The following is a 13,925-nucleotide window of genomic DNA, read 5'->3' on the forward strand; positions in this document are numbered from 1 at the left end:
CTCGCGGGGCTGCCCCCGCCCCCTCCGCCCGGGGCTGCCGCGCTGCCGGGGGGCGGCATCCCCGGCGCGCCGGCCCCCGGGGCGCGCCCCCCGCGCCCGGTGTCGGGTGCTGGTGCGGTCAGCCCGCGTGCTTGCGGCGGGCGGCGGCGCGGCCCCGCTGCTGCTGGTCGAGCACGACCTTGCGGATGCGCACCGCGGTCGGGGTGACCTCGACGCACTCGTCCTCGCGGCAGAACTCCAGGGCCTGCTCCAGCGAGAGCTTGCGCGGCGGGATCAGCTTCTCCGTCTCGTCGGACGTCGACGCCCGCATGTTGGTGAGCTTCTTCTCCTTGGTGATGTTGACGTCCATGTCGTCGGAGCGGGAATTCTCCCCGACGATCATGCCCTCGTAGACCTCGGTGGTGGGGTCGACGAAGAGCTGGCCGCGCTCCTGAAGGTTGATCATCGCGAAGGCGGTGACCGCGCCGGAGCGGTCGGCGACCAGCGAACCGTTGTTGCGGGTACGCAGCTCGCCGAACCACGGCTCGTACGACTCGAAGACGTGGTGCAGGATGCCGGTGCCCCGGGTGTCGGTGAGGAACTCGGTGCGGAAGCCGATCAGGCCGCGCGCCGGGACCAGCCACTCCATCCGGATCCAGCCGGTGCCGTGGTTGACCAGCTGCTCCATCCGGCCCTTGCGGGTGGCGAGGAGCTGGGTGATCGCGCCCAGGTATTCCTCCGGGGCGTCGATGGTCAGCCGCTCGACCGGCTCGCAGGTCTTGCCGTCGATCTCCTTGGTCACGACCTGCGGCTTGCCGACGGTCAGCTCGTAGCTCTCCCGGCGCATCTGCTCGACCAGGATGGCCAGCGCCAGCTCACCACGGCCCTGCACCTCCCAGGCGTCCGGCCGCTCGGTGGGCAGGACCCGCAGGGACACGTTGCCGATCAGCTCCTTGTCGAGCCGGTCCTTGACCATCCGGGCGGTGACCTTGGAGCCCTTGACCCGGCCGACCAGCGGTGAGGTGTTGGTGCCGATGGTCATCGAGATGGCCGGCTCGTCGACGGTGATCAGCGGCAGCGCGACCGGGTTCTCGACGTCGGCGAGCGTCTCGCCGATCATGATCTCCGGGATGCCGGCGACGGCGATGATGTCGCCCGGGCCGGCGGTCTCGGCCGGCTTACGCTCCAGGCCCTCGGTCATCAGCATCTCGGAGATGCGGACCCGCTGGGTGCTGCCGTCGGTGCGGCACCAGGCCACCGTCTGGCCCTTGCTGATGGTGCCCTGGCGGACCCGGCACAGCGCGAGCCGGCCGAGGAACGGGGAGGCGTCGAGGTTGGTGACGTGCGCCTGCAGGGGAGCGCCATCCTCGTACGCGGGTGCCGGGATGGTGTCCAGCAGGGTGCGGAACAGCGGCTCCAGGGAGGTGCTGTCGTCCGGCACCGAACCGTCGGCGGGCTGGGTCAGCGAGGCGATGCCGTCGCGGGCGCAGGCGTAGACGATCGGGAAGTCGATCTGCTCCTCGTCGGCGTCCAGGTCGAGGAAGAGCTCGTAGGTGTCGTCCACGACCTCCTTGATCCGGGCGTCCGGACGGTCCACCTTGTTGATCACCAGGATGATCGGCATGCGGGCCCGCAGCGCCTTGCGCAGCACGAAGCGGGTCTGCGGCAGTGGGCCCTCGCTGGCGTCGACGAGCAGCACCACACCGTCGACCATGGTCAGGCCGCGCTCGACCTCGCCACCGAAGTCGGCGTGGCCGGGGGTGTCGATGATGTTGATGGTGACCGGGTCGGAGCCGTCCGCCGGCAGGTAGTGCACGCCGGTGTTCTTGGCCAGGATCGTGATGCCCTTTTCCCGCTCCAGGTCCCCGGAGTCCATCACCCGCTCGGTGTTCTCGCCGCGTGCGCCGTACGCGCCGGCCTGCCGCAACATGGCGTCGACCAGGGTGGTCTTGCCGTGGTCGACGTGAGCGATGATGGCGACGTTGCGGAGGTCGGTGCGAAGCTGCATACCCTCTATCCTTCCGCCTGCGCTCGCGCAGGCCGCGTCGGGGTCACCCCCAGGTGCCCCTGATCTATGGTGAAACTGCTGTCCGGGTGGTTCCCCCGGCTGGCATGCTGACTCCCGTGTTCCGGGGGCCTGAGTGCACGACCTGCTGACCTGGGTGCAGAGTCTGCCCGCCCTCTGGATCTACCTGGTCGCCGCGCTGATCGTGGCGGGCGAGACCGCGGTGATCTTCGGCCTGCTCGTGCCGGGTGAGGCTACCCTGCTGCTCGTCGGCTTCCTCACCTACAACGGTACCTTGCGGCTCGGACCGGCGTTGCTCGCGATGATCGTCGCGGCGGTCGTCGGTGACGGACTGGCCTTCCGCGCCGGACGGCGCTACGGGCCCCGGCTGCGCGCTGGGCTGGGCCACCGGGTCGGTCCCGAGCGGTGGGCCAGGGCCGATGCCATGCTCGCCCGGCTCGGTGGGCGGGGTGTGTTCGCGGCCCGCTGGGTGGCCTTCGCCCGCACCCTGGTGCCCCGGTTGGCCGGTGCGGCCGGCATGCCGTACCGGCGGTTCGCCCCGTGGAACCTTGCCGGGGTGGCGACCTGGGTGGGCGGCTCGGTCCTGCTCGGTCACCTCGCGGGTGAGTCGTACGACACGGTCTCCCGGCTGCTCGGCCGGGCCACCGGTGTGGCGCTGCTGCTGCTGGCCGGTCTGCTGGGCGTCGTGCTGGTCGGCCGGTGGCTGGGTCGCAATCCCGACCCGGTCCGCGCGCTGCTGTCCCGGGCCGGCGCGCTACCCCCGGTGCGGTGGCTCACCGCGCGCTACGGGGTGCTGTTCTTCCTGGTGGCCATGCGGATCGGGCCGGCCTGGACGCTGCTGCTCAATCTGGCCGCCGGGCTCCTGCTGCTCTTCGCCGCCGGGCTCGCCATCGCCGGCCTGCTCGCCGTGGTGATCCGCAACAGTGGGTTGGCCGCGCTCGACGACGCCATCGCGGGGTGGTTCGCCGCCCGGCGTACCCCGGACGCCGCCGAGGCCACGATGGTCGTGGTGTCGGCGATGCGAGGTTCGGTTCTGATCACCCTGGTGGGGTTGGTGGCGGCGGTGCTGGCGTGGCGTAGCCGACCATGGCGGGCGGACCTGCTCAGCGTGGTCGGCACGGTCGGTGCGTTCGTGCCGCTTGTGGTGCTGGCGGTGGCCGCCGAGGTGACTGGTGCGCACGGCGCCACAGCCGACGGCGGCGACGTGGCCGCGCTCTCGACCCAGAACGCCGTCGCCGCGGCGAGCTTCTGCACCCTGGCCTGGCTGGTGTCGCGCAGTGCCCGCTGGCCGGCGGCGGTGGCCGCGTGGACGACCGCCGCCGCGGGGGTGCTCGGGATCGGCGGTGCACGGCTCTACCTCGGCCTGGACACGGCGAGCGGGACCGCCGCGGCGGTGCTGCTCGGGGTCCTCTGGACCGTGGTGTTCATGGTCGCCTGGGCCACCCGGGACCGGGCCGTCGGTGATCTCGAACAGCCGGACGACCAGGTGCGCACGCCGTCGCAGGGGCATCGCCGCCCGGTGGAACCTTGTTAGGGTGCGACCACTGTCACACGGGGAGGCATGGAAATGGTTCGATGGAGAAAACGGCTGGGCGCTGCCGCGCTCGCCGGGCTGCTGTTGTCGAGCGTGCTGGTCGGGTGCGCCGGCGAGGGGGAGAGCCCGCAGGACCAGACCGCTCCGGTCGCGCTCGCCGACACGCCGTTGGAGGCCCCGACCGACGAGGCCAGCGCGGAGCCGAGCCCCTCGGTGAGCACCGTGGAGTCACTGGGGGCCGCGCCGAGCCGTCGCGCGTCGCCATCGCCGACCGCGAAGCCGAAGAAGAAGCCGACCCGCACGGCCCCGAAGCCGCTCGCGGTGGCGAAACCGCCCACCGAGACCGTGGTCCCGCCGGCGCCGCCGAAGCCGGCGCCCAGCTCCTGCAAGCCGACCTACCGGGGCACGGAGGTGGCCCAGGCCGAGGTGAAGGCGGCGCTGACCGAGGCGGCCGGCCGTTCCTACTGGCCGGTCTCCGCGCCGGGCATCAAGATTCCACTCGACCTGCTCAAGGCCACCGCCTGGCAGGAGAGCGGCTGGCAGTCCAACATCTACGCCTGCGACGGCGGCGTGGGGTTGATGCAGGTGATGCCGGGCACCGCGACCTGGATGAACCAGCGGTTCGAGCAGAGCTACGAGATCGACGACTACGGGGACAACGCCGCCCTGGGGGCCACCTACCTGGCCTGGGTCACGAAGTACATCGGCGACATGTACTTCGAGTCCGACTTCCGCCTCGACCCGGGGCTGTGCGGTGCCGAGCTGAATTCCTGCCTGCTCAACGCGGTCATCGCCGCGTACAACGCCGGGCACGGTGCGGTGGCGCAGGAGGGCGAGCCCCTGGTCATCCCCAACCCGTCGTACGTGCGCAACGTGCGGGCGCTGATGACCGAGTGCGTCTGCCTGGGCTACTGATCTCGACGGGGCCGTGCCGGTGTCGCCACGGCCCCGCGGGTGTCGGTCAGTCGCGGGCGGCGACCGGCTCCGGCGACGCCGGGCTGTCCGCCGGGTGCTCCGGGGTGATCCGTCCGGGCCACCAGAAGCGGTCTCCGAGCAGGAACGCCAGCGCCGGCACGAGGACGGTGCGCACCAGCAGGGTGTCGAGCAGCACGCCGATGCAGACGATGATGCCGATCTGGGTCAGCGTGATCAGTGGCAGCACGCCGAGCACGGCGAAGACCGCGGCGAGCAGCACTCCGGCGCTGGTGATCACCCCGCCGGTGACCCGCAGGGCGGAGAGCATCCCGTCGCGGGTGCCCGCGCCGCGCGCGTCCTCCCGGGCACGGGTGACCAGGAAGATGTTGTAGTCCACCCCGAGTGCCACCAGGAACACGAAGGCCAGCAGCAGCACACCGCTGTCCAGTGCGGGGAAGCCCAGCACGTGGTCGAAGAGCAGCCACGCCGCGCCGAGGCTGGCGAAGAACGACGCGATCACGGTGAGCACCAGCAGCAGCGGGGCCAGCAGGCCGCGGAGCAGCAGCACGAGCACGGCGCCGACGAGCAGCAGGATGATCGGCAGGATCAGTCGCAGGTCGCGGTCGTTGGCCTCGTCGGAGTCGTACGTGGCGGCCACCGAGCCACCGACGATCGCCCCGGACGGCGCGTCGGCGCCGGCCGCGGCCGGAGGCGCGGAACCGGGAACGGCGGCAACCGCAGCGCGCAGCGCCTCGACGGCGCGGTCGGAGGCGGTGGTGCCGGGTTCGGCGTCCAGGACGACGTCGACCTGGGCGACGGTGTCCCCGGCGTCGCCGGGGCGTGCCGAGGCGACCCCGGGCACGGCGGTGGCGGCCTCGGTGACCGCCCGCGCCGCCGCCGGGTTGGTGAGCACGGCCACCGGCTGGGTGCTGCCGGCGGGGAACGCACGGGCGAGGGTCTGCGCCCCGGTCACCGCCTCGGGCTCCGCCCGGAACTGCTCGGTCTCGGACAGGCCGGTGCGGATCCCGAGCCCGCCCAGCGCCAGGCCACCGAGCAGCAGGGTGGCCAGCACCGCGACCACCACCGGGCGGCGTTGCACGGCGGTGCCGAGCCGGCCCCAGAGCCGTCCCTCGCGGGCCGGGCCACCGACGCGGGGTACGAACGGCCAGAACAGGCCGCGACCGAGGAGCACCAGCACGGCGGGGAGCACGAACAGCGCCGAGAACATGGCGAAGACCACACCGGTGGCGCAGGCCACGGCGAGTGCCCGGTTGGTCTCCTGCTCGCTGAGCAGCAGGGTGAGGACGCCGAGCACCACGGTGCCGCCGCTGGCGAGGATGGGCTCGGCGGTACGGCGCAACGCGGCGCGCATCGCCGCGTACCGGTCCTGCTCGCGCCCCAACTCCTCGCGGTAGCGGGCGATGAGCAGCAGCGCGTAGTCGGTGGCGGCGCCGAAGACCAGCACGCTGGCGATGCCGGTGACCTGGCCCGGCTGGAGGTTGACGCCGACGGCCGGGACGATGGCGTCGACCGCGCGCAGGGTGAGCTGCTCGGTCGCGGCGACCACGACCAGGGGCACCACCCACAGGAACGGACTGCGGTAGGTGATCAGCAACAGCAGCGCCACCACGGCGGCGGTCACCGCGAGCAGGGTGACGTCCGCACCGTCGAACACCGAGGACAGGTCGGCGGTGAAGGCCGGGGCACCGGTCACCTCGGCGGTCAGCCCGCCGGGCAGGTCGGCCAGCGCGGCGCGCAGCTTCTCGACCGTGTCGGTGACCTCGTCCTGACCGCCGGCGGTGTCGATCGGCACGGCGACCAGCGCGACCGCCCCGTCCGGGGAGAGCTGCGGGGGACTGACCCGCCCATCCACCGCGAAGCGGCCCAGGTCGCCGGCGCGGGCGGTGACGGTGGCGCGGTCGGCCTCGCTCAGCGCGCCGCCGTCACCTCGGCTCACCACCACGATGGCCGGTTGGACCTCGCTGGACGGCAGCTGCTCCTGCAGGCGCTCCACCTGGGTCGACTGCCACTGCGCGGACAGGCCGGTGGCGGAGACCGGTGCCGGGTTGTCCGGTTGGGGCGTTCCGAAGACGACCGCGCCGACGACGATCGCCGCGGCCACGGTGAGCCAGGCGGCCAGCCGACCGCGCGCGACCCTGGTGAACACAGACATCAGATGACCCCAAAAGTCCTTCGGCAGGCAAGTATCTTGATAGCCGAGATTATCCGGGGCTGATCTATGCTGCAACCCGGGAGACCGACGACGGGAAGAGCGACGCGAGGTGGCGACTCACGGCATGTACCGGCGGCGCGACACGCGCCGCGAGCAGCTGGTCGCGGAGATCACCAACAACCTCCGGCGGTACGCGGTGGACGCCCAGCAGGTCGGCCACGCCTTCGCCAACCTGCACGGTCTCAACCCGACCGACCTCCAGGCCCTGATCGCGGTGATGGACGCCGAGCTGGTCGGTGACCCGATCACCCCCGGCCGCCTCGGCGAGCAGCTCAACCTCTCCTCCGGCTCGGTCACCGCTCTGATCGACCGGCTGGAGCGGGCCGGCCACATCCGTCGGGACCGGGACACCGTCGACCGGCGCAAGGTGCTGCTGCACTACGCCGACCAGGGAGCGGCGCTCGCCATGCGGTTCTTCCAGCCGCTGGGCGCGCGTACCGACACGGTGATGGCCCGCTTCGACGACGACGAGCTGGAGGTGGTGCACCGGTTCATGGCGGAGATGAGCGAGTCGCTGCGGGGGCACCGGGACGCGGTGCGCGCCGCCCGGCCCGGATCGCCCCGCCCGACGACGGGCTGAGCCGTGCCGGACCGGCTGGTCACCCGCCTCGCCGCCGCCGTGCTGCGGTTGCCACCGATCCGTCCCGCCCCGGTGCGGGTCACCCGCGACATCCCGATCCGGACCCGCGACGGTGTGGTGCTGCGGACCGATCACTACGCCCCGGCGGCGCGGGACGCCCCGACCGTCCTGATCCGCACCCCGTACGGGCGGGGCGGTCCGCTGCGGCTGCTCGGCCGGGTGCTCGCCGCGCGGGGACGGCACGCGGTGATCCAGGACTGTCGGGGCACCGGAGGGTCCGGCGGCACGTTCGCACCGCTGGTGCACGAGCGCGACGACGGAGTGGACACCCTGGACTGGCTGCGTCGCCAGCCCTGGTGGTCCGGCCAGCTCGGCATGTTCGGGATCAGCTACCAGGGTTTCGCGCAGTGGGCGCTGGCCGCCGACGCCGGCGACGAGTTGCGCGCGATGGTCGCGGTGGTGACCGCCTCGGCCACCCGGGACTCGACGTACGCGGGGGAGTCCTTCGCCCTGGACACCGTGTTGACCTGGGCGGAGCTGCTGCACGCGCAGACCGTGCCGTGGTTGGCCCGGCAGTGGGAGCTCAAGCGGGGCCAGCCCCGGCTCGCCGCCGCGCTGGCGCATCTGCCGCTCGCGGATGCCGACCGGGTGGCCACCGGCGTGACCATCCCGTTCTTCCAGGAGTGGCTGCGCCACCACACCCCGGAGGCGGCGTACTGGCGCGAGCGCGTCTTCGCCGACCGGGTGGCCCGGGTGCGGGCGCCGGTGGTCATGGTGACCGGCTGGCACGACATCTTCCTGCCCGCCCAACTCGACGACCACGCCACGCTGCGCGCCGCCGGCACGCGGCCGCGCCTCGTGATCGGCCCCTGGACGCACGGCAGCCCCGGACTGTTCGTGGCTGCCCTGCGGGAGGGGTTGGCCTGGCTCGACGAGCACCTGACGGCGGCGACCCGGGCAGGCCGGGGGTCACGCCGCGCCGCGGCCGCCCCGGTCCGGCTGTACGTGGGTGGTCCCGGCGGTGGTTGGCGGGACCTGCCGGACTGGCCACCCCCGACGGTGGAGACCGCCTGGCACCTGCATCCGGGCGGCGAACTGGCGGTACGCCCACCTGTCGCGTCGGCGCCGGACGAGTTCCGGTACGACCCGGCCGACCCCACCCCGTCGCTGGGTGGGCCGCTGCTGGTCGCCAAGCGAGCCGGTCCGGTGGACAACCGGCAGGTCGAGGCCCGCCCCGACGTGCTGACCTACACCAGCGCCCCGCTGACCGGACCGCTCGAGGCGATCGGCCCGGTACGCGCCGAGATCCACGTCCGCGCCGAGCTGTCGCACCTGGACGTCTTCGTGCGGCTGTGTGATGTGGACAAGCGCGGTCGATCGTGGAACGTCTGCGACGGTCTGGTGCGGGTGACACCCGAGCGCTTTCCCGCCGACTCGTCCGGGGTGCTGCGGGTCCCGGTGGCGCTCTGGCCGACCGCGTACCGGTTCGCCGCCGGGCACCGGCTGCGGGTGCAGGTCGCCGGCGGCGCCCATCCGCGGTGGGCGCGTAACCCCGGCACCGGGGAACCCCTCGGTACGGCGGTGACGCTGCGTGCCGGTTGGCAGCAGGTGCTGCATGACCCCACGCACCCGTCGGCGCTGCTGCTGCCGATCGTCCACTCAGCCCCGACGGCACCCCCAATCTAAAAAGAACCCGTCTGAGCTGGGCATTCATCGATATTGCGGGCTATGGTTGCGGTAACGCCCGGTGCCGTGCAGCAAGCCGACCGGGATCGCCCGAAGCCCAACATCGCGTACGCGGTGTGACGTCGTCCCGGTCCCCGCCCCATCTGGAAGGGGGACCCCATGACTCGGGCCCCGGCAAACCTATTGGCCCTCCGAAGCCTGCTTCTCACTCACCTCGACAACGCCCCCGGCCCGGACGACCTGGATCCGGACGAGGTCGGCATCGTCGGCGATCCGGCCCACCGCGGTGGCTATCACTGCGGCTCGGACCGGGTGGTCACGAACGACTACTCGGTCGTCGAGTCACCCCGGGACCGGGCCGGACTGACCCTGGACGCGGCGGCGCTGGACGTCGGCCAGTTCGAGGTCCGCTCCGGTGGTCGGACGCACACCATGGCCAGCTTCTCGCTCTGGTGCGTGGCCCAGTGCGTCGCGAACGCGGCCGACACCCGGGACATCCGCGAGATCATCTACAGCCCCGACGGCAGCACCGTGAAGCGGTGGGACCGCCTCGGCCTGCGCAACACCGGCGACAGCTCGCACCGCTGGCACACCCACTTCAGCTTCTTCCGTGACGCCATCAAGGCCGGCCGCGACCAACGGCCGTTGTTCCGCCGCTACCTCAGTTCCATCGGACTCCTGGAGGACGACGACATGACCCCCGAAGAACACAACTGGCTGGCCACCGTCCACAAGAACCTCACCGTGCTGGACGGTCGCTACCCGATCGGACAGATCTACACCCGGATGGCGGAGGGTCGGGACGACACCGGTGCCCCGGTGACCGGCAACTGGAACCTGCAGGCGATGACGAAGCAGCTCACCGCCCTGCAGACCACGCTCAACGCACTGATGGGGAAGGACTTCACCGACGAGGCGGCGATCATCGAGGGTGTCCTGACCGGGCTGACGCCGGAGGATATCGCCGCGGCAATTCCGCCCACCATCGCCAAACAGGTCGCCGACGAGCTGTCCCGCCGGCTGGTCGCCTGAGCGAGGGGCGGCCCGTCCCCGCCGGGTCGCCCCTCCCTGCCCGTCGCATCCCGCAACAGTTCTTGGGCAACATCCATTGCGCAAGAACTGTTGCGGATGTCATCCTGGGGGCATGGAGACCCCCGACGTACGCCACGTCACCGACTCGCGGGTGCTGGCCGCCATGGTCCACCCGCTGCGCCGCCGGCTGATGGACGTGCTCAAGGTGCACGGGCCGTCGACCGTCGGCCTGCTCGCCGAGCGCACCGGCCAGGCGCCGGCGAACGTCAGCCACCACCTCAAGGTCCTCGCCGCCGCGGACCTGGTCACCGAAGCTCCCGAGCTGGCCCGCGACCGGCGCGAGCGGTGGTGGCGGCTGGTCACCCGAGGGGTGCGGTGGTCCAACCGCGACTTCGACGCCGACCCGGCCGCCCGAGCGGTCGCCGACGCCGCCACCTCTCTCAACCTGGACCGGCACGTCGCCCTGGCCCGAGCCTGGCACGCCGCCGACGACTCGGCGCACGCCGCCTGGCAGGACGGCCCGTTCTCCACCGACAGGTGGTTGCACCTCACCCCCGACGAACTGCTCGAGCTGAGCCAGGAAGTGGCCGACCTGCTGGCCCGGTGGGCCGACCGGCCGCCGCCCGAGGACGGCCGCGAACGGCAGCCCGTGTTCGTGTTCGCCCACGGCGTTCCGGCGCGACCGTGACCGCCACCACCCGCAGCGACCCGACAGCCGTCCACCAGGCCGGCGGGCTGCTGCGGCACCGTGACTTCCGGCTGCTCTGGACCGGACAGACGGTCAGCAGCATCGGCAGCAACGTCACCACCGTCGCGCTTCCGCTGGTCGCGGTCGCCGTCCTGGACGCCGGCACCTTCCAGGTGGCGGTGCTCACCGCCGCCGCCTGGCTGCCCTGGCTGCTGATCGGCCTGCCGGCCGGCGCGTGGGTGGACCGGCTGCCCCGCCGGTCGGTGATGGTGGTGTGCGACCTCTTCTGCGCACTGGCCTTCCTCAGCGTCCCACTGGCTGCCCTGCTGGGCCGGCTCACCGTGGGGCACCTACTGGTGGTCGCCCTCAGCGCCGGCGCCGCGCGGGTCTTCTTCGAGACCGCCGACCAGGTGTACCTGCCGGTGCTGCTGCGACCCGAGCAACTGCCGGAGGGCAACGCGAAGCTCCAGGCGACCCAGACCGTCAGCTACGTCGTCGGGCCCGGCCTCGCCGGCCTGATCGCCCAGCTCACCGGTGCCGTTGCCGCGCTGGTGCTGGACGCGTTCACGTTTCTGGCCTCCGCGATCTTCCTGCTGCGGATTCGCACCGTCGAACCACGAGTACGCCGCCGGGCGGACCGATCCCGCTCACTGCGCCGGGACATCGCCGAGGGGCTCCGCTTCGTCACTCGCGACCCGTACCTGCGGGTGCTGACGGTCTTCGGCGCGGCCAGCAACATCGGGTTGACCGGCTACCAGGCCGTTCTGGTGGTCTTCCTGGTCCGGGAGCTTCGACTCGAACCGGGCCTGGTGGGCGCGCTGGTCGGGGTGATGAGCGCCGGAGGGATCATCGGGGCGCTGCTCGCCACCACGCTGGGCCGCCGCTGCGGCACCGCGCGGGCACTGCTGGTCGCCGCGTTGCTCACCGGCCCGCCGGCCCTGCTCATCCCGCTCGCCGCACCTGGCGTCGGGCTGATCTGGCCGGCCCTCGGCGGAGTGCTGATCGGCCTCGGGGTGGCCATCGGCAACGTGGTCAAGGGTGCCTTCCGGCAGACCTACACGCCGCACCACCTGCTCGGGCGGGTGACGGTGAGCATGCATCTGCTCAACTACGGCACGATCCCGCTGGCGGCCGTGCTCGCTGGAGCCCTCGGCGCGCGCTACGGCGTTGGGACAGCCATATTCGTGATGACCGCCTGGTTGGCGGTCACCCCGTTGATTCTGTTGATCGGGCCGATCCGGAGGCGGCGGGACCTGCCCGCCGCCCCGGCGGCGTCTTGAGTGCGCTGCGACGGCGGCCGGAGACCGGCCGCCGTCACCGGCACGGAGCTACATCGGGCGGACGTTGTCCGCCTGCGGACCCTTCTGCCCCTGGGTCACCTCGAACTCGACCTTCTGGCCCTCGTTGAGCTCCCGGTAGCCGCTCGAGGCGATGGCGGAGTAGTGGACGAACACGTCCGGCCCTCCACCGTCCTGCTCGATGAAACCGAAGCCCTTTTCCGAGTTGAACCACTTAACCGTGCCGGTTGCCATGCATCTCTCCCTGTTCAAAGCGGCTGACCCTCGGCCTCTGGCCGATGATCGCCCGTACCTGTCCGACAGTAACGGGCGAAACCCCAATCCGCTGGCCGAAGTGCCGTAGGTCTTCCTGTGAAGTCGGGTGAACTCTACGTGCGGGCATGTGAAACCTGCCCCGAACACCCGCCGCTGGGGCATGCTTGCGCCGATGAGGGGTGCCGCAGCCGACGTGCTGACCGAGCTGGAGCGCGAGATAGACGCGCCCGGCGCGGGCCTGGACCGGCTCCGGTTGGTGCCCACCCCGTTCGTCCCCGAGGTGCGACTGCACCTGGCCGAGGACGCGATCGTCTACTGGGCTCGGATGGAGGCGGCCGCTGGGCACGCCCTGCCGGCCCCGTACTGGGCGTCCGCCTGGGCCGGCGGCCAGGCCCTGGCCCGCCACCTCCTGGACCACCCGGAACTGGCCGCCGGTCGTCGGGTGCTCGACCTCGCCGCCGGGTCGGGACTGGTGGCCATCGCCGCCGCGCTGGCCGGTGCCGCGGAGGTGGTCGCCAACGACATCGACCCGTACGCCGTCGCCGCCGTCACCCTCAACGCGCGGGCCAACCGGGTCACCGTCGACGTCACCGGCGACGACCTGCTCGACGGCACCGACGTGGAGACCGATCTGGTGGTCGCCGGCGACGTGTTCTACGACCGCGCGATGGCCGACCGGATGTTGCCCTTCCTGCAGAGGGCCGCCGCCCGGGGCGCCGACGTGCTGGTCGGTGACCCCGGCCGGGGGCACCTACCGGCGGACCGCCTGACGGTCCTGGCCGACTATCCGGTGCCCACCACCGAACCCTCGGTCGACTCGTCGTTACGTCGGGTGCAGGTGCTCCGGCCCGTCTGAGCGCGGACGACGCCTCAGGGACGACCCCGAGACCGATACCAGGGGGGTGTGGGGGCTGGAACCGGATGTCCGACCCGGTGCGGCGGCCATAGCGTACGAGGCATGACGCAATGGCTGGCACAGGTCGGAGAACTACCGGTTCTGCTGCTGATGGGTGTGCTGGGCCTCGTCATGCTCTTCGACGCCGTACCCCTGCTGGGTGTCCTGGTCCCCGGCGACGTGGCGATCCTGGCCGCCGTCGGGGTGGGCCGCCCGACCACCGGGCTGGCGACCTTCACCGCGGTGCTGGTCGGCTGCCTGGCCGGCTGGTCACTGAGCTTCCTGATCGGCCGTCGCTACTCCGAGCGGCTGCGACACAGCCGGATCGGTGGCTGGATCGGTGAGCCGCGCTGGGCAGCCGCGGAGGGGATCCTGCGTCGCGGTGGCGGTCGGATGATGGTCGTCGCGCCGTTCCTGCCCGTGTTCAACGCGCTGCTTCCGCTGGCCGCCGGCGGGCTACGGATGTCGTACCGGCGATTTCTCGGTTGCGCGGCGCTCGGCGCCGCCGCCTGGGCCGGTCTCTACCTCGCGCTGGGCACCGCGTCCCGATCGCTGGCCGGGCTGCTGCCGGGGGACCCCAGCCCGCTGTTGGTGACCATGGGGGTCGGGGTGGTGCTGGCCTCCGTCGTGCTGCTGGGGGCGCGGCGGCGGTTGTTCGCTGTCACTGGCTGAGGGGTGGTTGCGGTTTGGGGGCGGGGCCTGCCGTGCCCGGCTCCGGGCGGTCAGGCTTGATCCCGGCTGTGGAGGGTCGGCGACGGGCGCGGACACCAGCCGTCCGTCGTACGGCAGGACCCACCCCCAGCG

The 13,925-nt window shown here is 72.3% G+C and carries 12 protein-coding genes; 9 read left to right on the top strand and 3 right to left on the bottom strand.

The window, feature by feature from the left end; all coding sequences use genetic code 11:
* Window positions 1-118: 118 nt before the first annotated feature.
* On the bottom strand, window positions 119-1,987 hold the full coding sequence (gene typA, locus AB0O48_RS34280; RefSeq protein WP_357251332.1) for a translational GTPase TypA: 1,869 nt from the start codon (window positions 1,985-1,987) through the stop codon (window positions 119-121).
* A gap of 133 nt (window positions 1,988-2,120) precedes the next feature.
* On the opposite strand from typA, the gene AB0O48_RS34285 reads away from it, so the two are divergent.
* The gene (locus AB0O48_RS34285; protein ID WP_357251335.1) at window positions 2,121-3,539 is read left to right on the top strand and encodes a DedA family protein; all 1,419 of its coding nucleotides are present in this window, start codon (window positions 2,121-2,123) and stop codon (window positions 3,537-3,539) included.
* Between the two features lie 27 nt (window positions 3,540-3,566).
* Window positions 3,567-4,454 carry a transglycosylase SLT domain-containing protein gene (locus tag AB0O48_RS34290; protein WP_365070129.1) on the top strand — a complete coding sequence of 296 codons (888 nt, stop codon included), beginning with the start codon at window positions 3,567-3,569 and terminating at the stop codon, window positions 4,452-4,454.
* A gap of 46 nt (window positions 4,455-4,500) precedes the next feature.
* Here the strand turns inward: AB0O48_RS34290 and AB0O48_RS34295 are convergent, their stop codons facing one another.
* On the bottom strand, window positions 4,501-6,627 hold the full coding sequence (locus tag AB0O48_RS34295; RefSeq protein ID WP_357571537.1) for an efflux RND transporter permease subunit: 2,127 nt from the start codon (window positions 6,625-6,627) through the stop codon (window positions 4,501-4,503).
* Between the two features lie 124 nt (window positions 6,628-6,751).
* Here AB0O48_RS34295 and AB0O48_RS34300 point away from each other — a divergent pair, with 124 nt between their 5' ends.
* The 5 genes from AB0O48_RS34300 (at window position 6,752) to AB0O48_RS34320 (ending at window position 11,953) form a co-directional block, all read left to right on the top strand.
* Window positions 6,752-7,267, top strand: coding sequence for a MarR family transcriptional regulator (locus tag AB0O48_RS34300; RefSeq protein WP_357251446.1), 516 nt, complete (start codon window positions 6,752-6,754; stop codon window positions 7,265-7,267).
* Between the two features lie 3 nt (window positions 7,268-7,270).
* Window positions 7,271-8,953, top strand: a complete 1,683-nt coding sequence (locus tag AB0O48_RS34305; RefSeq protein ID WP_365070133.1) for a CocE/NonD family hydrolase — start codon at window positions 7,271-7,273, stop codon at window positions 8,951-8,953.
* Between the two features lie 159 nt (window positions 8,954-9,112).
* Complete coding sequence (locus AB0O48_RS34310) at window positions 9,113-9,985, top strand: hypothetical protein (RefSeq protein WP_357571539.1); 873 nt, start codon at window positions 9,113-9,115, stop codon at window positions 9,983-9,985.
* Window positions 9,986-10,097: 112 nt separating this feature from the next.
* Complete coding sequence (locus AB0O48_RS34315; protein WP_365070138.1) at window positions 10,098-10,673, top strand: metalloregulator ArsR/SmtB family transcription factor; 576 nt, start codon at window positions 10,098-10,100, stop codon at window positions 10,671-10,673.
* Entirely contained in the window at window positions 10,670-11,953 is a 1,284-nt protein-coding gene (locus AB0O48_RS34320; RefSeq protein ID WP_365070140.1) for an MFS transporter, read from the top strand. Before AB0O48_RS34315 ends, AB0O48_RS34320 begins: the two co-directional genes overlap by 4 nt.
* 48 nt (window positions 11,954-12,001) lie before the next feature.
* On the opposite strand, the gene AB0O48_RS34325 is transcribed toward AB0O48_RS34320, so the two are convergent.
* Complete coding sequence (locus tag AB0O48_RS34325; protein ID WP_007462771.1) at window positions 12,002-12,205, bottom strand: cold-shock protein; 204 nt, start codon at window positions 12,203-12,205, stop codon at window positions 12,002-12,004.
* 181 nt (window positions 12,206-12,386) lie between these two features.
* On the opposite strand from AB0O48_RS34325, the gene AB0O48_RS34330 reads away from it, so the two are divergent.
* Together AB0O48_RS34330 and AB0O48_RS34335 are read left to right on the top strand one after the other, a co-directional pair.
* Window positions 12,387-13,082, top strand: coding sequence for a 50S ribosomal protein L11 methyltransferase (locus AB0O48_RS34330; protein ID WP_365070145.1), 696 nt, complete (start codon window positions 12,387-12,389; stop codon window positions 13,080-13,082).
* A gap of 102 nt (window positions 13,083-13,184) precedes the next feature.
* A complete protein-coding gene (locus tag AB0O48_RS34335; protein ID WP_357251355.1) occupies window positions 13,185-13,793 on the top strand; it encodes a VTT domain-containing protein in 609 nt (202 codons plus the stop codon).
* Window positions 13,794-13,925: the final 132 nt, after the last annotated feature.

Source organism: Micromonospora sp. NPDC085948 (assembly GCF_040686315.1).
Classification (GTDB): Bacteria; Actinomycetota; Actinomycetes; order Mycobacteriales; family Micromonosporaceae; genus Micromonospora.

Bases quoted from the DNA above. Each gene is read 5' to 3' on its own strand.
- typA (WP_357251332.1), bottom strand. From the start codon at position 1,987: ATGCAGCTTCGCACCGACCTCCGCAACGTCGCCATCATCGCTCACGTC.
- AB0O48_RS34290 (WP_365070129.1), top strand. From the start codon at position 3,567: ATGGAAATGGTTCGATGGAGAAAACGGCTGGGCGCTGCCGCGCTCGCC.
- AB0O48_RS34295 (WP_357571537.1), bottom strand. From the start codon at position 6,627: ATGTCTGTGTTCACCAGGGTCGCGCGCGGTCGGCTGGCCGCCTGGCTC.
- AB0O48_RS34300 (WP_357251446.1), top strand. From the start codon at position 6,752: ATGTACCGGCGGCGCGACACGCGCCGCGAGCAGCTGGTCGCGGAGATC.
- AB0O48_RS34310 (WP_357571539.1), top strand. From the start codon at position 9,113: ATGACTCGGGCCCCGGCAAACCTATTGGCCCTCCGAAGCCTGCTTCTC.
- AB0O48_RS34315 (WP_365070138.1), top strand. From the start codon at position 10,098: ATGGAGACCCCCGACGTACGCCACGTCACCGACTCGCGGGTGCTGGCC.
- AB0O48_RS34325 (WP_007462771.1), bottom strand. From the start codon at position 12,205: ATGGCAACCGGCACGGTTAAGTGGTTCAACTCGGAAAAGGGCTTCGGT.
- AB0O48_RS34330 (WP_365070145.1), top strand. From the start codon at position 12,387: ATGCTTGCGCCGATGAGGGGTGCCGCAGCCGACGTGCTGACCGAGCTG.
- AB0O48_RS34335 (WP_357251355.1), top strand. From the start codon at position 13,185: ATGACGCAATGGCTGGCACAGGTCGGAGAACTACCGGTTCTGCTGCTG.